The organism is Pedobacter sp. P26 (assembly GCF_050632135.1).
Lineage (GTDB): Bacteria > Bacteroidota > Bacteroidia > Sphingobacteriales > Sphingobacteriaceae > Pedobacter.
Genome location: NZ_CP192574.1, coordinates 3,851,616 through 3,870,478, shown reverse-complemented (window position 1 = coordinate 3,870,478; position 18,863 = coordinate 3,851,616). Strand labels below are relative to the sequence as shown.

Annotated in this window: 11 protein-coding genes and 1 pseudogene; 9 read left to right on the top strand and 3 right to left on the bottom strand. The window is 38.3% G+C overall.

The genetic code is table 11. The annotated features are described in order from the left end of the window. Nucleotides 1–245: 245 nt before the first annotated feature. From ACQ86H_RS17930 to ACQ86H_RS17920, 3 genes are all read left to right on the top strand, one after another. Nucleotides 246–3,410: a TonB-dependent receptor gene (locus ACQ86H_RS17930; protein ID WP_138823296.1), complete on the top strand. Its 3,165-nt coding sequence runs from the start codon at nucleotides 246–248 to the stop codon at nucleotides 3,408–3,410. A 512-nt stretch (nucleotides 3,411–3,922) separates the two neighbouring features. Further along, nucleotides 3,923–4,129 (top strand): hypothetical protein, encoded by a 207-nt coding sequence (locus ACQ86H_RS17925; protein WP_431291994.1) that lies wholly within the window; start codon nucleotides 3,923–3,925, stop codon nucleotides 4,127–4,129. 118 nt (nucleotides 4,130–4,247) lie between these two features. Next, entirely contained in the window at nucleotides 4,248–4,964 is a 717-nt protein-coding gene (locus ACQ86H_RS17920; RefSeq protein WP_431291993.1) for a M12 family metallopeptidase, read from the top strand. A gap of 230 nt (nucleotides 4,965–5,194) precedes the next feature. Here the strand turns inward: ACQ86H_RS17920 and ACQ86H_RS17915 are convergent. Both ACQ86H_RS17915 and ACQ86H_RS17910 read right to left on the bottom strand, forming a co-directional pair. Beyond that, nucleotides 5,195–6,377, bottom strand: a pseudogene (locus ACQ86H_RS17915) (AIR synthase related protein). An 804-nt stretch (nucleotides 6,378–7,181) separates the two neighbouring features. Then, entirely contained in the window at nucleotides 7,182–9,356 is a 2,175-nt protein-coding gene (locus tag ACQ86H_RS17910; protein ID WP_121283457.1) for a glutamine synthetase III, read from the bottom strand. A 202-nt stretch (nucleotides 9,357–9,558) separates the two neighbouring features. Between ACQ86H_RS17910 and ACQ86H_RS17905 the strand changes: the two genes are divergently transcribed. Further along, on the top strand, nucleotides 9,559–10,404 hold the full coding sequence (locus ACQ86H_RS17905) for an energy transducer TonB (RefSeq protein ID WP_431291992.1): 846 nt from the start codon (nucleotides 9,559–9,561) through the stop codon (nucleotides 10,402–10,404). An 872-nt stretch (nucleotides 10,405–11,276) separates the two neighbouring features. Here the strand turns inward: ACQ86H_RS17905 and purL are convergent. After that, complete coding sequence (gene purL, locus ACQ86H_RS17900; RefSeq protein ID WP_431291991.1) at nucleotides 11,277–14,939, bottom strand: phosphoribosylformylglycinamidine synthase; 3,663 nt, start codon at nucleotides 14,937–14,939, stop codon at nucleotides 11,277–11,279. Between the two features lie 255 nt (nucleotides 14,940–15,194). On the opposite strand from purL, the gene gloA2 reads away from it, so the two are divergent. The 5 genes from gloA2 (at nucleotide 15,195) to ACQ86H_RS17875 (ending at nucleotide 18,860) form a co-directional block, all read left to right on the top strand. Beyond that, complete coding sequence (gloA2, locus tag ACQ86H_RS17895) at nucleotides 15,195–15,575, top strand: SMU1112c/YaeR family gloxylase I-like metalloprotein (RefSeq protein ID WP_431291990.1); 381 nt, start codon at nucleotides 15,195–15,197, stop codon at nucleotides 15,573–15,575. A 52-nt stretch (nucleotides 15,576–15,627) separates the two neighbouring features. Beyond that, nucleotides 15,628–15,993: a tRNA1(Val) (adenine(37)-N6)-methyltransferase gene (locus ACQ86H_RS17890; RefSeq protein ID WP_431291989.1), complete on the top strand. Its 366-nt coding sequence runs from the start codon at nucleotides 15,628–15,630 to the stop codon at nucleotides 15,991–15,993. Nucleotides 15,994–16,013: 20 nt separating this feature from the next. Beyond that, complete coding sequence (locus ACQ86H_RS17885; RefSeq protein ID WP_431291988.1) at nucleotides 16,014–16,277, top strand: hypothetical protein; 264 nt, start codon at nucleotides 16,014–16,016, stop codon at nucleotides 16,275–16,277. Nucleotides 16,278–16,362: 85 nt separating this feature from the next. After that, complete coding sequence (locus ACQ86H_RS17880; protein WP_431291987.1) at nucleotides 16,363–18,174, top strand: serine hydrolase; 1,812 nt, start codon at nucleotides 16,363–16,365, stop codon at nucleotides 18,172–18,174. Nucleotides 18,175–18,368: 194 nt separating this feature from the next. Further along, entirely contained in the window at nucleotides 18,369–18,860 is a 492-nt protein-coding gene (locus tag ACQ86H_RS17875) for a metallophosphoesterase family protein (RefSeq protein WP_431291986.1), read from the top strand. Nucleotides 18,861–18,863 lie beyond the last annotated feature (3 nt).

Genomic DNA, 18,863 nt, shown 5'->3' with positions numbered 1-18,863 from the left:
CGTCTTTTATGCGTAAATTATAACTAGCCTAAGGTTTTGTTATAAATAATCTATTTATATGATCAAAGTATTGATAAACTGAAAGTTATAATCTGCTCAATATGTGTTAAATGTTGAAAAGTTTTGCCTGACTTAATAATAATTTAACATTAGATGTTAAAATGTGTTAAATTTAATTAGGACATTTGCAGCTTAATATCATTAATTAGATTATTCAACAACAAAAAACATTTAAAAAACAAAGTATGAAGAAATCTTTACTTTTAAGATTAGTACTGGTTATTGTTGCATTTGTAAGTGTTACCATTGGTGCGAATGCACAGGTAACCTCATCATCAATGACAGGAACAATTAAGGATGCCAAAGGCGCCTTACCTGGAGCGAGTGTTAAAGCAACACATACGCCAACTGGTACAGTATATTCTGTGTCAACAAATAATGATGGCCGTTTTGTAATTAATAACATGCGTGTAGGCGGTCCTTATATTTTCGAAATCAGTTTTGTTGGCTATCAACCTGAAAAAGTAACTGGAGCAATGTTAAAGTTAGGTGAGCCTTACTTATTAAATCTTGTTTTAAGTGAAAATGGCAAACAACTACAAGAAGTTGTGGTTGCTGGAAAAAGAGATGCCGTATTTAGCAGTAAGAAAGTAGGTGCTTCTACCAATGTTAGTAAGGATCAAATTCAAAGCCTACCATCTCTATCACGTTCATTACAAGATTTTACACGTTTAACACCGCAAGCTAATGGTAATTCATTTGGTGGTATTAACAATCGTTTTAATGGCTTAACTATTGATGGAGCCGTAAATAATGATGCTTTTGGTTTAGGAAGTACAGGTGCGCCAGGTGGTCAGGCAAATACACAACCGATTTCTTTGGATGCGATTCAAGAACTTCAGATTGTTTTAGCTCCATTTGACGTTACGAACAGTAATGCAATTGGTGGTGGTGTTAACGCTGTAACCCGATCAGGATCAAATACTGTAGAAGGTTCAGCTTATTTTTTCGGAAGAAATCAAAACACAATTGGTAAAAGTGTTGATGGTACAAATGCCAAAGCATTACCTTTCCATAATTTTACTTACGGTGCAAGAGTAGGTGGCCCAATTATTAAAGATAAGTTATTCTTCTTTGTTAGTGCTGAAAGACAAAGTATTGTTCAACCTACAACTTTTAACTCAGGCGATGTTGGTGCAGTTTCTACAGCTGAGCTTTTAAGAATTGCTAAAGTTGCTAAAGATCGCTACGGGTACGATGCTGGTGGTATTGATGCATTTGATGCAGAAACTAGAAATGATAAATTATTTGCTCGTATAGATTGGAATATCAATTCAAAAAACCAATTAACCTTGCGTCATAACTATATTAAAGCTTATGATGATAACATTTCTAGAAGTGCAACATCTTTCCGATTCGCAAGTAATCTATATCGCTTTAATGATCAACAAAATAATTCAGTATTAGAGTTAAGAAGTGCTATTTCAAGTACTTTATCGAATAATTTAATTGTTGGTTACTCTAGAATTAGAGATACAAGAGCTACTGTTGGCGATTTATTCCCTCAAATCAGAATTAATGGTTTAGGTACTGGCAGTCAGTCTGCTACATTAGGTTCAGAAGCATCTTCAACAGCGAATGAATTAGACCAGGATATTTTCGAATTTACTGATAATTTTAAAATTTTCGCAAACAAACATACTTTCACAATTGGTACACACAATGAGTTTTATAAAATTAGAAACTTATTTGTGAATAATTTAGCCGGAAGTTATGCATGGAATAACTTAGCGGACTTTGAGTCCAATACTAAGCCTTCTGCAGCTACAAGTACTTCAAAAATTCCAGGAGATCCAAGACCTGCAGCTAGATTTAGCGCTGCACAGTTAGGATTTTACTTTCAAGATGAAATAGATGCTTTTAAAGGTTTTAAATTAATCGCTGGTTTAAGAGTAGATGTGCCATTAATTTTTGATACTCCATTAGCTAACCCTGATGTCGTTGCTACTTTTCCTAACTACAAAACTGATCAGGTTCCAAGTGGTCAAATACTTGTTTCTCCTCGTTTGAGCTTTAACTGGGATTTAACAGGAGATCGTTCGGTTCAATTGAGAGGTGGAGGTGGATTATTAACAAGTCGTGCTCCATTTGTATGGATATCTAATCAATTCTCAGGAAACGGTATGTTAACTAGTTCTGTTAGCGCACCAATTGGTACAGGAACCTTTATTCCAGATGTAAATAATCAATCGGCTGCTGGTGGTGTTGCTGGTACAACTTCGCAAATTAGTTTAATTGATAATAATTTCAAGTTACCTCAGGTTTTTAGAGCCAATTTAGCTGTTGATTTTAAATTACCTGGTGGAGTTCAGGCAACTATCGAAGGATTATATTCTTCTACAGTTAACAATATTTCATATAAAAATTTAAATATTAAACCTTCTGTAGCATCGATTAATCCCGCTTTGTCAGGTGGTGCAGATACCCGTCCACTTTTTGTAAATACAACGGCCGGTCGAGTAAACGGAGCTAAGTTTACTGAAGTTTATTTGTTACAGAATACGAGAAGCGGTTCAGCTTATAATGTAACTGCTCAGTTGCAAAAATCATTTGACCTAGGATTATATGCTTCGATTGCCTATACCTACGGGAAATCAGAAGATATTAACTCAGGTTTTAGTAGCACAGCAAGTTCTGGGTTCGGAGGTGTGTTAATTTCTAGAGATCCGCAAAACCCGCCTTTAGCTTATTCTAACTATGATCTTCGTCATAGAATAGTTGGAGCTTTAAATTACTCAATTAAATATGGTAAAAATAAAGCTTCAGCAACTACTTTTTCATTATTCTACGTAGGTAAATCTGGGACCCCATTCTCATATATCTATAATGGAGATCTGAACGGAGATAATTCAATTTCATCAGGGAACCCAAGTAATGATTTGATTTTTGTACCTCGTACCTTAAGTGACATTAAATTAATTCCTTTAGCTGCTTCAGGTTCTTTACCTGCTCAATCGGTAGCTGAACAATGGGCTGCTTTGGATAATTATATTAGTAACGATCCTTATTTAAGTAAAATTAGAGGTCAATATTCTGAGCGTAATGTTGCGAGAATGCCATGGGAACATCAGTTTGATGTTCGCATTATGCAAGACCTAGGTATTGTATTTAAAGGCACTAAAAATTCATTACAGCTTTCTGTTGATATTATTAATGTTGGTAATCTGATTAATAAAGATTGGGGCAGATCTTATTTTATCAATAATACTGCATACTCACTTATCAATTACGTAACAACTAGTGGCGGTGGTTTTACATTCAGAGCACCAACTGGTGGTGTTCCGTATGCACCATCTTCATTTCTATCAAGATGGCAAGGACAAGTTGGTATTCGTTATAACTTTAATTAATACGGAATACAGCATTAGAAGCCCTGATCATTCGATCGGGGCTTTGTTGTTTACTACCATTTTAAAACTAGCTGATTGTCTATCCATTGAAGTATTTTGCGTAATAAAATAACTACTTCATGTAAAAATAATAATTGCTAATTGTTGATGTGTATTTTTAATACGGAAAACAAAAAAGCTATTATGAAACACATGCTCTCTACGAAAATATTCCTTTCGCCAATTAGAATAATCCTGTTCTGCTTGAATTAGTTTGCCACGCCAGTGCTAATTAAACTCTACAAGCCTAAACTTCTGTGCCTTTTTAATAAGTCATTATTGTTTTATCTATTTAAATCAATCAATATGAATTAATTTTTTGAACATCTAAACATGAAAAAAATCTATTATGCTATTGTAGTGCTTATTATTTTTCGAGTGCTTGTAAAAAGAAAGCTTCAATTAAGGAAGAACAACAGGAGGCTCCGGGGAAAACCATTACCTATCATTTAAAAAATGGAGGCCAGGTAACAGTGGCCATTAATAGCAGAGGAGAATATGTTGTTGGCGGTGATGTTGTTTTGTCAAAAGACCAAATTGCCTATTTGGAGTATAATAAAGTAGGCAGTGGCAAAGAAACTACACACAGGAGTACTTTTACCGCTGAATTTCAAAAGTTATGGCCTGGTGGCATCATTTATTATGTGATTAATGATGCCAGCATAGTTCAGATATCTTAAATGCGATGAGCGATTGGGAGGCCAGCACGCCAATACGTTTTCTACAAAGAACAAACCAGGCTAATTATGTTAATTTTCAAGGAGCTCCACCCATGGGGGCGGCGATTCTCAATTAGGTATGGTAGGTGGGCAGCAGCTCATTAGATTATCCACAGGTGCAGATAAATCTACGGTCATCCATGAAATTGGACATGCCGTGGGGCTAATGCACGAACAAACCAGAACTGACCGCGATCAATATATAAATATCGATTTTTCCAATATCAATAATGATTGGAAAGATCAATACAAAACTTATGATGTGCTAGGTAGATCTGGATTTCAAATAGGAACATTTGATTATAATTCGGTGATGTTATATCCTTCAAGTGTGCCAGAAGCAAGAGTAGGTTCAAATACGTCACCACAAATGACTAGAAAAAATGGAACTACTTGGGGGTATAATTCTTATATATCTCAGGGGGATATTGATGGGGTGAACTATTTATATTCACCCTCAGTTTATGCTAGAATTTCGGTAGTTTATGATGATGTTAACTCTTATAGTAATATTGATGATGCGCGTCACATCTATATTAATAAAGCAGAATTTTTCAGTGATGCAAGTTATACAACTAAAGTAGTTCTTCAAAAGCCAATTGAATTAAAATATATTTATACTCATGAAGAAATTGGTCGCACCACGGAGATAAATGAAAGTAGGACTGTAATTGCTCCAGCTGGAGCTAATGAAGTATATTTAGGTGAATCCAGAGATGAGTATAGACTTGACTATGGTAATTATGTTTTCCACTTTATTTCTTCCTATCAGATTAAAAAATGGCGTAGGCTATAAGTTATAAATATGAACTTAAGAGAAATCTAAAGTGTAATTTATCAAATGTATAAGGCTCAAATAGTTTCAACAATTTTTAATTAAACTTAATTTCTAATAAAAGCTCCGATCATACAATTTGGGCTTTTAATAATACCAAAAGTTTTATTTAATGAATGGCGATTCGTGTAAATAAAAAAGGCTGCTGAAAACTTAATTTCAGCAGCCTTTTTACATTGTGATTTTATTTCTTAATTATAAACGAAAGTTCCTTTTTCGCTTTCGATGGTTACCTGTTTCTGATCGCCTTTTTCTACGCGACCGATGATCTGCGCATCGATGTTAAAGCTTTCAGAAATTTCGATAATGTGATCTGCAATCTCCTGAGGGACATACAGCTCCATACGGTGACCCATATTAAATACCTTGTACATTTCCTTCCAATCCGTGCCCGATTGTTCCTGGATCAATTTAAATAGCGGTGGGATAGGGAATAAGTTATTCTTGATGACATGGATATCATCATTAATGAAATGTAATACTTTGGTTTGCGCACCACCACTACAGTGTACAATACCATTAATCTGGCCGCGGTAGCTTTCTAAAATCTTTTTTAATTACAGGTGCATAAGTACGGGTAGGTGATAACACTAATTTACCAATAGTGGTTTTGCCGAAACCTTCGATTTCTATTTCTTCAGCCAGTTGTTTTTGCCCGGAGAAAACCAGGTCAAAAGGAACGGCCGGATCAAAACTTTCAGGGTAATTATTGGCTATTGATTTTTCAAAAACATCGTGACGGGCAGAGGTTAATCCGTTCGATCCCATTCCACCATTATATTCGGTTTCGTAGGTCGCTTGTCCATATGAGGCTAATGCCACAATTACGTCGCCAGGTTTAATATTATCGTTGCTGATGATGTCTTCGCGCTTTAAGCGACAAGTTACCGTAGAATCGACGATAATGGTTCTTACCAAATCGCCAACATCTGCAGTTTCGCCACCTGTTGAGTAGATAGAGATGCCCTGCTCGCGTAAATCGGCTAAAATTTCTTCAGTTCCGTTAATTACGGCAGCAATTACTTCGCCTGGAATGAGATTTTTATTTCGTCCAATGGTTGAGGATAATAAAATGTTATCGGTAGCACCCACGCAGATTAAATCGTCGATATTCATGATAATGGCATCTTGCGCAATACCTTTCCATACCGAAATATCGCCGGTTTCTTTCCAGTAAACATAAGCTAAAGAAGATTTGGTGCCGGCACCATCGGCGTGCATAATGTTGCAATATTCCTCATCTCCACCTAAAATATCCGGGATAATTTTGCAGAATGCTTTAGGGAAAATTCCTTTGTCGATGTTTTTGATGGCATTGTGCACATCTTCTTTTGAGGCAGAAACGCCGCGTTGATTGTACCTGTTATCACTCATGTTGCCGCAAAGATAGTTTTTTAAGGTGGAAGGTAAAAACATAGAAGCTAAAATGTAAAGTGAATAGTCTGAAGTAGGATGATTGCTTTATTTTCAAGGTGCCTAAAAAAGTGTTTTGCTCATTTTTTTGGAAGTGAAAGGTCGTTTTTCATAGGAGCCTGCAGCCCCGCTTTTCCTCCTGCCGTTTTAAATTTCGGGGATTAAAAAACTGTCGATTAAAACGGCATCCGTACAATCGGGCTTAAGTACAAGAGATAGGTTCTTTGTGGCGGATTTTTTTCTTCTACGGGTCCAACATCATTAAGTTAAGCGCCGCGGTTGTCAGTCTGAGCGTAGTTGAAGACTTCTTGTGGTTGATAAATGGCAAATAAATGCCCTTCGACTACGCTCAAGGTGACATCTCTTTGAGATTTATCCTTTAACATATAACATTGTGCACAGGCTTATCTGAAATAAACCTGATTGCATGGATGCTGTAAACGATGAATTAAAAAGGCAGTGAAAAATTTACAGCAGGAAGGAAAGCAGGGCTGGATTAACCAATGAGCACTGGTATTGCTTTCCAAGAAAAGCCTTTGCGAACGTAAATCACTTTTCGATTAGATCCTGAACCAAGTTCAGGAGGACGTTACGGTGGGGGATAACGATAACCAATTTCAATAATTAATCGATTAACTAGTTTACAGTTTTTATTGACAGTTTATTTGCAAAGAAAAACAACGAACCAATGAGTAACTATAACTAACGAAAAAGGGCGTAAAGTTAAACCTTACGCCCTATACCTTAAACCTTACGGCTTAAAAACTATTTCATAAATAATAATTCTCTGAATTTTGGTAAAGGCCAAACGCTATCGTCAACAATTTGCTCTAATTTATCAGCATGGTAACGGATGATATCGAAGTAAGATTTAACTTTCTCATCGTAGGCAATCGCTTTTTCGCGGGTATCTTCGATTTTGTTGGTTACTTTACGTTCTTCTAACATCGCATCGATATTGGTTTTCACAATTTCTAAATGCTCAGTTAATTTTTTAACGATATCAATAGAAACTTTGCTGTCTACACCGATTGCTTTTAATCCTTGTACATTTGCAATTAGAGAGTTTTGGTAAGCAATTGCAGCAGGAATAATAGCAGTGTTAGCTACTTCGCCCATTACACGTGCTTCGATCTGTAATTTTTTGTAGAAGTTTTCTAACATGATTTCATGACGGGCATGAATCTCACGTGCACTGTAAATACCTGTTGTAGCAAATAATTCAGCAGATTTCTCCGTTAAATAAGCATCTAAAGCTTTTGGTGTAGTTTTGATGTTTGATAAACCGCGTGCTGCAGCTTCATCTTCCCACTCCTGGCTGTAACCATTTCCTTCGAAACGGATGTTTTTAGATTCTTTGATGTATTTTTTGATCACGGTTAATAAGGCGATGTCTTTTTTATCACCTTTTTTGATCAGTTTATCCACTTCAACTTTAAATTTAACCAATTGCTCGGCCATAATTGCGTTTAAGATCGTCATTGGAGCAGAAGAGTTTGCTGAAGATCCAACAGCTCTAAGCTCAAATTTGTTACCTGTAAATGCGAAAGGAGAGGTACGGTTACGGTCGGTATTATCTAATAAAATCTGAGGGATTTTAGGGATACCTAACCAAAGTGCGTTATCTTCTTTGATTTTTTTGCTGATACGTGAGTGCTCAATCTCGTCTAATACATCGTTCAATTGTGAGCCTAAGAAGATAGAGATAATTGCGGGTGGCGCTTCGTTAGCACCTAAACGGTGATCGTTGCTTACTGATGCAATACTTGCACGTAATAAATCGGCATGCTCGCTAACTGCTTTGATTGTGTTTACAAAGAAAGCAAGGAACATTAAGTTATTTTTTGGCGTTTTACCTGGAGCCAATAAGTTTTTGCCGGTATCGGTAATTAACGACCAGTTGTTGTGTTTACCTGATCCGTTGATACCTGCATAAGGTTTTTCGTGTAATAAAACACGGAAGTGGTGACGACGGGCAACTTTTTCCATCAAATCCATCAACAATTGATTGTGATCAATTGCTAAGTTGATTTCTTCGTAAATTGGCGCACACTCAAATTGAGACGGTGCAACCTCATTGTGACGGGTTTTTAAAGGAATACCTAATTTTAAAGCTTCGTTTTCGAAATCTACCATGTAGCTGAATACACGCTCAGGGATAGAACCGAAATAGTGATCTTCTAACTGCTGACCTTTAGCAGACATGTGTCCGAATAAAGCACGGCCTGTTAACAATAAATCCGGACGGGCGTTGAATAACGACTCATCAACCAGGAAATATTCTTGCTCAATACCTAACGATGCATTTACTTTAGTGATGCTTTTATCGAAATACTGGCAAACATCAACAGCAGCTTTATCTAATGCCGCTAATGCTTTTAATAAAGGTGCTTTATAATCTAACGCTTCCCCTGTGTAAGATACGAAAACAGTAGGGATACAAAGGGTTTTACCTGCTTTACTTTCCATAATGAATGCTGGAGATGATGGATCCCATGCAGTATAACCACGGGCTTCGAAAGTATTACGGATACCACCGTTAGGGAAACTAGAAGCATCTGGCTCTTGTTGAACTAAAGCGCTTCCTGCAAATTTCTCGATAGCTCCATCGCCACTTGGCTCAAAAAATGAATCATGTTTTTCAGCAGTTGTACCTGTTAACGGCTGGAACCAGTGCGTATAATGCGTTGCGCCGGCACTCATTGCCCACGCTTTCATAGCGGTTGCAATTTGGTTGGCATCGTCTGAATTAATTAACTCACCCTGGTTGATAGATGATATTAATTTTTCATATACGTCCTTAGATAAGAAATCTCTCATTTTTTTCTTATCAAATACATTAGCGCCAAAAAAGTCAGAAATTTTTGCCGCTGGTGCTTTAACTTCTGGTGAAATTCTGTTTTGAGCCTCTTTTAATGCGATGGTTCTTAAGCTTTTCATTAATTCGTTATGTTTTTTGTCAAAAATAGTATATTTTATTAATTCCTGTTAAATAATCGTGAAAATTATATCAATTTTATTGAAAATGAAATAAAAAAATGTTTTTCGGGTGAGAAATTTCATTTTTTGTAAAGAAAAGAGATTTTTCGAATGTTTTGTGGAATTGATGATTTTGCTGCATCATGGTATAAAAATAAAAGCTATGTTCAACTCTTCTATTAACGTATACAAAACCGAGTGGCTCGATCTTGTATTTGCAAACCGCAACAAAAATTATGGTGCTTACGATTTAAGGTCTAAATCTTCGAAGATTATGACCAGGGCACTATTTGTATCAGGTAGTTTATTTGTGTTATTGTGTTTCTCGCCTTTAGTTTATGCGAAGCTCTTTCCGAAAGAAATTATTGTAGAAATACCTCCAACAGAAGTAAAATTGGATAATGTGATTCATCAAATGAAACAGGATCTGCCTAAACCAGAGGAAAAGCCTGAGCCAAAAAAGGCTGATCCGGTAAAGGTTAAAACGGTAGCCTTATCTAATAATATAGTTGTCGTAAATAAAGTAAATCTTCCAGATCCACCAACGATTAAGGAAATCGAGAATGCTGTGATCAGTGATAGAACACAAGAGGGGATTGTAGCTCCAAATTTGGTTATTCCAGAGGCAAAAGGTAATGGTGATGGAACAGGAACAGCTAAAGAAGGTACAGGAGAGAGTTCAAATGAAGTTGTTGGTTTGAATGGTGTTGATGAATACCCTGAATTTACTGGTGGTGCCAAGGCTTGGTCTAAATATATGGAACGCAATCTAAGGTATCCATCAAGGGCTCAGGAAGAAGGCGCAGCAGGAAAAGTATTTGTGAGTTTTGTGGTAGAAAAAGATGGTTCCATCACGGATGTGTCCGTAATTAAGGGAATCGGTTTTGGTTGTGATGAGGAAGCGATGAAAGTGATCAAAAAATCGCCGTTATGGAAACCGGGAAAAAATAAAGGGGTTCCGGTGCGTGTAAGGTATAATATGGCCATTAATTTCCAGATTTCTAATTAGAAGAGGATCTAAGATGTAGGAAGGGAAATGGATGATGGTGGGATTTCTAATTAACGCTCTTGGTTTTTAGGGAGATGTAGGGTTAGGTAATTGAACGGTTTGGGCGCGGTGCCCAGGCCGTTTTTTATGTAATCTGATTTAAATAGTTGCGTCATTTCGAGCGTAGTGCTACCTGTACCGATTTTACATCGGTAACGCAGTCTGTGAGGACACGGATCGTGGATGTTGGTAAATTGAAGCGGTTTGGGCGGTGCCCGGCCGGTTTTTTGTTCTCGTGGTTTTATTGTTGCTTTTTTTGGAAGGCAGGGACAGTGCCTTTTTGTAATTGCAGTCCCGCCCTTTGTTTCAAATCCTCACCCTCGTACCTCGGGCTGTGGGTTTTCCACTTCGGTCGGGTTTAGGTGGCAAGGCTGGTGGTGCTATTAAAGGTTTAACCTGGGGGCAGAAAGTCTTATGCCGAAGAACAGGCTTTTGTTCAATAAACCCGACAGAGCAGTTAGCCCGCGGTGAAGTGCAGCGGACGAGGACTATAAGCGATGGCGGGTGTACAGCAGCTATGAAAGGCGGAACGCTCATTTCATGATAAAATAAATCATTTAGAATAATACAAAAAAAACGTCATTTCGATACGATAGCTATTGGATGAAGCTTGCCGGTTTAAGCATCTGTTATTATTTATACATGGTATGCTTGTTTCACAGGTTTCATCGGTAGCGAAATAAAGAAATCTATTATAGATCTCTCCATTTCGCTGCGCTTCAGTCGAGATGACGGCACTATAAGGCACTCCGCTCGAGATGACGAGTGTATTTAACAAAAAATGGATGATGGTTTTTAATTCTATCATCCATTTTACATCTTCCGTCCAGGTATTACCCTTTGTTCTCAATCCACTTACGGGCATTTACAAAGGCTTCCATCCAAGGAGAAACTTCGTCTTTTCTGCCTTGCGGGTAATTTGCCCAGTGCCATTGGAACAATGAACGCTCAATGTGCGGCATCATCACCAGGTGGCGTCCGGTTTCATCGCACAACATTGCCGTGTTGTAATCGGAACCATTTGGGCTGGCCGGATAAGTTTCGTAAGCGTATTTGGCTACAATTTTATATTGATCTTCTGCGTATGGTAACGAGAATCTTCCTTCACCATGTGATACCCAAACACCTAAAGTGCTTCCGGCAAGGCTTGATAGCATGACAGAATTGTTTTCCTGTAAAGTTAACGACGTAAAAATACTTTCGTGTTTGCCACTTTTGTTATGCAACATTTTAGGTTTATCGGCGTGGTCTTTATTAATTAAGCCCAGCTCAACAAATAACTGACAGCCGTTGCAAATGCCTACTGATAAAGTATCCGGACGGGCAAAGAATTTTTCTAAAGCAATTCTCGCTTTCTCGTTATATAAAAATGCACCTGCCCAACCTTTTGCAGATCCTAAAACATCAGAGTTAGAGAAACCGCCTACTGCGCCAATAAACTGGATATCTTCTAATGTTTCTCTTCCGGTAATTAAATCGGTCATGTGTACATCTTTTACATCAAAACCAGCTAAGTACATGGCATTCGCCAGTTCGCGCTCAGAGTTACTTCCTTTTTCACGGATAATGGCTGCTTTTGGTCTGGGCTTGGTTTCGTCTATTACCGGTTTTTTACCATCGAAAGTAAGCGGGAAACTGTAATTTAAAACGTGGTTTTTATAATTGTTGTAACGCTCTTTAGCTAAGCCATTACCAGTTTGTCTGCTGTCTAATAAGTATGAAGTTTTAAACCAAACATCACGCAGGTGGTCGATATCAAAACTGAAGCTATCGGCAGCATTTTTAACCTCAAGGGTAGCTGAAGTGCTTACAGTACCAATTTTTTGGAAAGTAACACCGTTTTTGGTCAAAGTTGCCTCAACAGCAGCATCGGCCTGGAAAACAACGGCAATATTTTCAGCGAAGAGCAATTTAATGTTATCCTGCTCTGCTAAAGCCGATAAGTCTATCTGAGCACCTAAATCACGGTCGGCAAAACACATTTCCAACAGGGTTGTAATTAAACCACCGCTGCCAATATCATGTCCGGCCTGGATTTGACCTGCTTTAATTAATTCCTGTAAGGTGTTAAATGCATTTTTAAACTGATCTGCATCTTTAACATCCGGAGTTTCGGTACCTACCTTATTTAAAATTTGCGCAAATGATGAACCTCCCAGTTTATAACTATCGTTAGAAAGGTTGATGTAGTAAATGGCACCGCCATCTTTTTGCAACACCGGCTCAACTACTTTGGTAATATCATCGCAGTTGGCACCAGCCGAAATAATCACCGTTCCGGGAGCAATAACATCACCGTTTGCATATTTCTGCTTCATTGATAGGGAATCTTTCCCGGTTGGGATATTGATTCCTAAACCAATTGCGAAATCAGAACAAGCTTCAACGGCAGCATATAAACGGGCATCTTCACCTTCGTTTTTACAGGCCCACATCCAGTTGGCAGAAAGTGAAACACTTTTTAAACCATCTTTTAAAGATGCCCAAACAATATTCGAAAGTGATTCGGCAATGGCATTGCGGCTACCGGCAGCCGGATCAATCAGCGCCGAAACAGGCGAGTGACCAACTGAAGTGGCAATACCTTCTTTACCCTGAAAATCTAAAGCCATTACGCCGCAATTGTTTAAGGGTAATTGCAACGGACCAGCACATTGTTGTTTGGCTACACGGCCACCCACACACCTGTCAACCTTGTTGGTTAACCAATCTTTAGCTGCAACAGCTTCTAATTGAAGTACTTGTTCTAAGTAAGTGTTTAATTGGGTAGCATTATAATTAAGTTCACTGTATTTGCGATCTACCGTGGTATCTTCCATTACAACTTTGGGCGAGCTGCCAAACATGTCGGCCAACTCAAAATCCATCGGTTTTAAACCGGTAGTGGCCGATTTAAAGGTGAAACGGTGATTGCCGGTAACTTTACCTACGGTGTACATTGGTGAACGCTCGCGGTCGGCAATTTTTTGTAAGGTTTCGATATGCTCGTTGCCAATCACCAATCCCATTCTTTCCTGCGATTCGTTACCAATAATTTCTTTTGCTGAAAGGGTAGGGTCGCCTATTGGTAATTTATCAAGGTCGATTAAACCTCCGGTTTCTTCAACCAGTTCTGATAAACAGTTTAAGTGACCACCTGCGCCGTGATCGTGAATAGAAATGATCGGATTGTGATCGCTTTCTACCATACCACGAACGGCATTGGCCGCACGTTTTTGCATTTCAGGATTTGACCGTTGGATCGCGTTTAATTCAATTCCGCTTCCATGCTGACCCGTATCAGCAGATGAAACTGCTGCACCACCCATTCCGATTCTATAATTTTCGCCACCTAAGATCACGATATTATCGCCTTCCTGTGGTTTAAGTTTTTGCGCCTGGCTGGCTTTACCATAACCAATACCGCCGGCAAGCATAATCACTTTATCAAAACCCAATGTGCGGTTATCTTCTTCGTGTTCGAAAGTTAAAACCGAACCTGTAATTAGTGGCTGACCAAATTTATTTCCAAAATCGGTAGCACCGTTTGAAGCTTTGATCAGGATATCCATTGGCGTTTGATATAACCATTGTCTCTCTTGAACGCCTTGTTCCCACGGACGGTTATCCTCCAGACGCGAAAGCGCGGTCATGTAAACTGCAGTTCCGGCTAAAGGTAAAGAACCCTGCCCACCAGCCAAACGGTCTCTGATTTCGCCACCCGAACCGGTTGCAGCACCATTAAAAGGCTCAACAGTTGTGGGGAAATTATGTGTTTCTGCTTTTAAAGAGATTACGGATTCGAAATCGCTTACTGCATAAAAATCAGGCTCATCGGCACGTTTAGGTGCAAACTGCTGTACTTTCGGCCCCTTAATAAAAGCAACGTTATCTTTATATGCTGAAACAATATCGTTCGGGTTCTCTTCAGAAGTTTTGCGGATGAGCTTAAACAATGAAGTAGGCTGCTCTACACCATCAATTACGAATTTTCCGTTAAAGATTTTGTGACGGCAATGCTCTGAATTCACCTGCGAGAAACCAAATACCTCAGAATCGGTTAAAGGTCTTTCTAATTTTTTTGCCAATTTATTTAAGTACTCAACTTCTTCATCACTTAAAGAAAGTCCTTCCTTTTTATTGTAAGCTGCAATATCGGTGATTTCTAAAATCGGTTCAGGTTTGATGTTGATGGTATAAACCTCCTGATCAAGTTTGTCGTATTTTTGAGAAAGCATCGGGTCGTAATCTGAAAAATTCTCGTCAACCTGCTTAAATTCTTCAATCCTGATGATGCCTTGCATGTCCATGTTCTGGGTGATCTCCACGGCATTAGTACTCCATGGAGTAATCATTGCTGCTCTTGGTCCAACGAAAAAGCCTTTTAGAGCTGTTTCCTGCGAAATTTTGGCACCGCCAAATAACCATTCGAGTTTAGTAATATCAGTGGTAGAAAGCGCTTTGTCTGTTTGTAAAACAAAAATCGCCTGCGATTGACTAAGGAAGAAATGAATCATGCTTTTTTTTGAAGTTGCAAAAATAGCTTTTTTATATGAAAAAACAGGTGCGATACTAGGATTGAATGATAGAATTTTGAATGATTGAATGTCAAAATATATAATGATGGAATGAAGGGATTTTTGAATGAATGAATGGCAGGAGGCGAAATGATGAAAGCCTGGAGATAATTTGATTAATTGAGGGGGATATTTTGCAACTTTGTCCGGTTAATTCACTCATTCAATCATTTTGCCATTCAATCATTAATTTTTATGCTTCGAATCCACCACATTGCCATTATCTGTTCTGATTACGAAAAATCGAAAGATTTTTATGTAAATAAATTGGGTTTTACGGTTTTGGCCGAGGTTTACCGTGCGGAAAGGAAATCGTATAAACTCGATCTGGCGGTAAATGGTGTGTATCAGATCGAACTTTTTTCGTTCGAAAACCCACCTGCAAGGCCATCACGGCCAGAAGCACAAGGCTTGCGTCATCTGGCTTTTGAGGTAACGGATATTGAGAAAGAAATTGCTAGATTAAATGAACAGGGAATTGTAACGGAGCCGATCCGCGTTGATGAATTTACCGATAAAAGGTTTACTTTTTTTGCTGATCCGGATGGTTTGCCTTTAGAATTGTACGAAATTTAAGATGAGCATTTTTAAGTTTAAACAGTTCGATGTCGATCAAACAGGCTGTGCCATGAAGATTAATACAGATGGCGTATTGCTTGGTGCAACAGTTTCGCATCCTTCGCCAAAAAGAATCCTGGATATTGGCACAGGAACAGGCGTAATTGCTTTAATGCTGGCGCAACGTTTTCCTGATGCATTTATAGAGGCAGTGGAGATTGATCAACTGGCTGCTGAAACTGCGAGCAAAAACTTCCGGTTATCAGTTTTCAGTGAGCGCCTGAATATTAACCATGTTGCAATTGAAAAATATAATACGAATGAAAAATTTGACCTGATCGTATCTAATCCGCCTTTTTTTGTGAATGATTTAAAGAATGAGGAATTTAGAAAAGGCATCGCCCGGCATGCAAATGAAGATTTTTTAGTTTATTAGTTGAAAAATCTAACTCACTTTTGGCTGATGATGGGCAGATCTGGCTTATTTTACCGGTTAAACAGGCGAATGAAGCGATTGCGATCGCATCTCACTATGATTTATCGCTTGCTGAACGGATCAATATTCATTCTGATGAAAATAAACCTACTTTCAGGCAAATTATCTGTTTGAAAAGAGGCGAAGCGCTTTTAAAAGAAAGTGATTTTAATATTTATCAATCTTTAAAGGAACATACCCAAGAATACAAGCTTTTATTGAAAGACTTTTTCCTGGCTTATTAGAGTCGATTTTATGTCTCATCTGATATAATTCTTTTTATCTCATTATCATTTGTAATTTAGGAGGCATAATCTCACCTAAATTAAAATGAAACGTATTCTAAATGTATTCTTGCTGTGCTTCATGGCACTATCTTCTCTTGCTCAATCCAAAAAACAAAAAACTGGCGATCCTTTAGCCGGGATTGATACTTTGCTGAACAGGATCTTGAAGGATCAGCAAGTAGCTGGTTTTGCGGTAGCCGTAGTAAAAGGCGATCAGGTCATTTATAGTAAAGGTTTTGGTTACCGCGATGTCGAAAACAAAAAACCAGTTACGCCGAATACACTTTTTGCTATAGGTTCCAGCACTAAATCATTTACCTCCGCACTCATTGGTTTGCAGCAAAAAGAAGGAAAGCTTTCTTATGATGGCATTGCCACCTCTTATTTGCCGCAGTTAAAGTTTTATAATGATAATATGAACAGCCAGATTACCGTGCGCGATATGATGTGCCACCGCACCGGTTTATCGCGTTATGATTTATCCTGGTTTATTTTTAATACTTCCAACCGCGATAGCATCATACAGAGGGTGCGTTACATGGAGCCAACTGCTGCCGTGCGTGAGAAATGGCAGTACAATAACTTTATGTTTTTGGCGCAGGGTATGATTGTCGAGAAACTGACCGGAAAAACCTGGGAGCAGAATATTAAAGAAAAGTTTTTTGGTCCACTGGAGATGAACCGTTCAAACACCAATATTTTTGAATTTGAAAAGGATCATGATGCTTCTTTACCTTATACCATAAACGATAAAGGCGCAATCGAAAAAATCGATTATTTTAATATTGACGGAATGGGGCCAGCCGGAAGCATCAATAGCAGTGTAAACGATATGACGCACTGGTTAAAAGTGTGGATCAACGGGGGATCTTTTAAAGGAAAAGAGATTTTACCCACTTCTTATATAAGAGAGGCTGCAAGCTCTCAGATGGTAATGGGGGCTGGTTTACCCGAAGCGGATAAGGATATTTACCTATCTACCTATGGCTTTGGCTGGATGATCAGTTCGTACCGTGGGCATTATATGGTAGAGCATGGGGGCAACATCAATGGTTTTTCTGCAAGTGTGTCCTTTTTTCCTACGGATAAAATAGGTATTGTGGTTCTAACCAATCAGAATACTTCTAATGTTCCTAAAATTGTTTACAGCAGCATTGCCGACAGGGTATTGGAACTGAAAAATATCGACTGGAATGGTAGAGCGATTAAAGCAAAAAAAGAGGCGAAAGAAAGAGAAAAGGCAGCAAAAAAAACAGCTGAAAATCCCCATGTTCTAAATACCAAACCTTCACATCCTTTAAAAGATTACGATGGCCTGTTTGATAACCCTGCTTATGGTGTGATCAATGTATCGTTTAAAAACGATTCGCTTTTTGCTATGATGGGAAAAGAGAAACTTTTGCTTAGGCACTATCATTATGATGTGTTCAGCATCAGCGGTATCGATAAAAAAGGGAAGATTGATACGGCAGAAAGTGATCTGCGTTTTAATTTTATCAGCGGACAGGACGGCAAAATTGAAGGAATCAGTATTCCGCTTGAGCGGGGAATGAAACCTGCCATTTTTACATACAAACCAAGAACTGTTGAGTTGAGTGCTGCGGACTTAGAAAGTTATACGGGTACTTACGGAGAAAAGGGGATGGCTAAGGTATATTTAAAAGGCAAAATTTTGTTTGTTTCAGTACCCGGTCAGCCAGAATATGAAACCATATCAGTAGGAAACGATACTTTTAATTTTAAAAATTTAAAAGGCTTTAGTTTAAAATTCGAGAAAAAAGAGGGGGTATCAAAAGCTTCGTCCGTTTCGTTTATACAACCTAACGGGACATTTAAACAGGTAAGGCAAAATTAGAAGACAGCCCCATTATCAGTCCTGATTTGGAGCTGTGTCTATGATAATATCCTATAATTAAAAAAAGGATGATTCGTTGGGATTTGTTGCCGCTTAAGCTAAAAAGCATCTCTTTTATAGCTGTTTTAAAAAGGGGCAAAAATAATTTACCCGTAAATAAAGGTGTAAAACGCAGCGGATATTAACTTTACAAAATGAAAAAAATAGGATTAATTTCTGATACCCATGGTTTTTTAGATGATGCCGTTTTTAAGCACTTTGATGGGGTGGATGAAATATGGCATGCGGGAGATTTTGGTCCCAATGTTGCAGCACCTTTAGCTGCTTTTAAGCCTTTGCGTGGGGTGTTCGGAAATATCGATGATGGAGCGATTAGATCAGCCTTTCCAGAACAAAATCGATTTAGCTGCGAAGCGGTTGATGTTTGGATGACCCACATAGGCGGATACCCGGGTAGGTATTCATCTTTTGTAAAACCAGAAATATACACTAACCCTCCTAAATTATTCATTACCGGGCATTCGCATATTTTGAAAGTAATGTTCGATGAAAAGATTAAATGTTTGCATATAAACCCCGGTGCAGCCGGAAAACATGGTTGGCACAAGGTGAGAACCCTGATTAGATTTTGCATTACTGATGAAAATATTCATACCTTAGAGGTCATAGAGTTATCAGGTAGATAATGT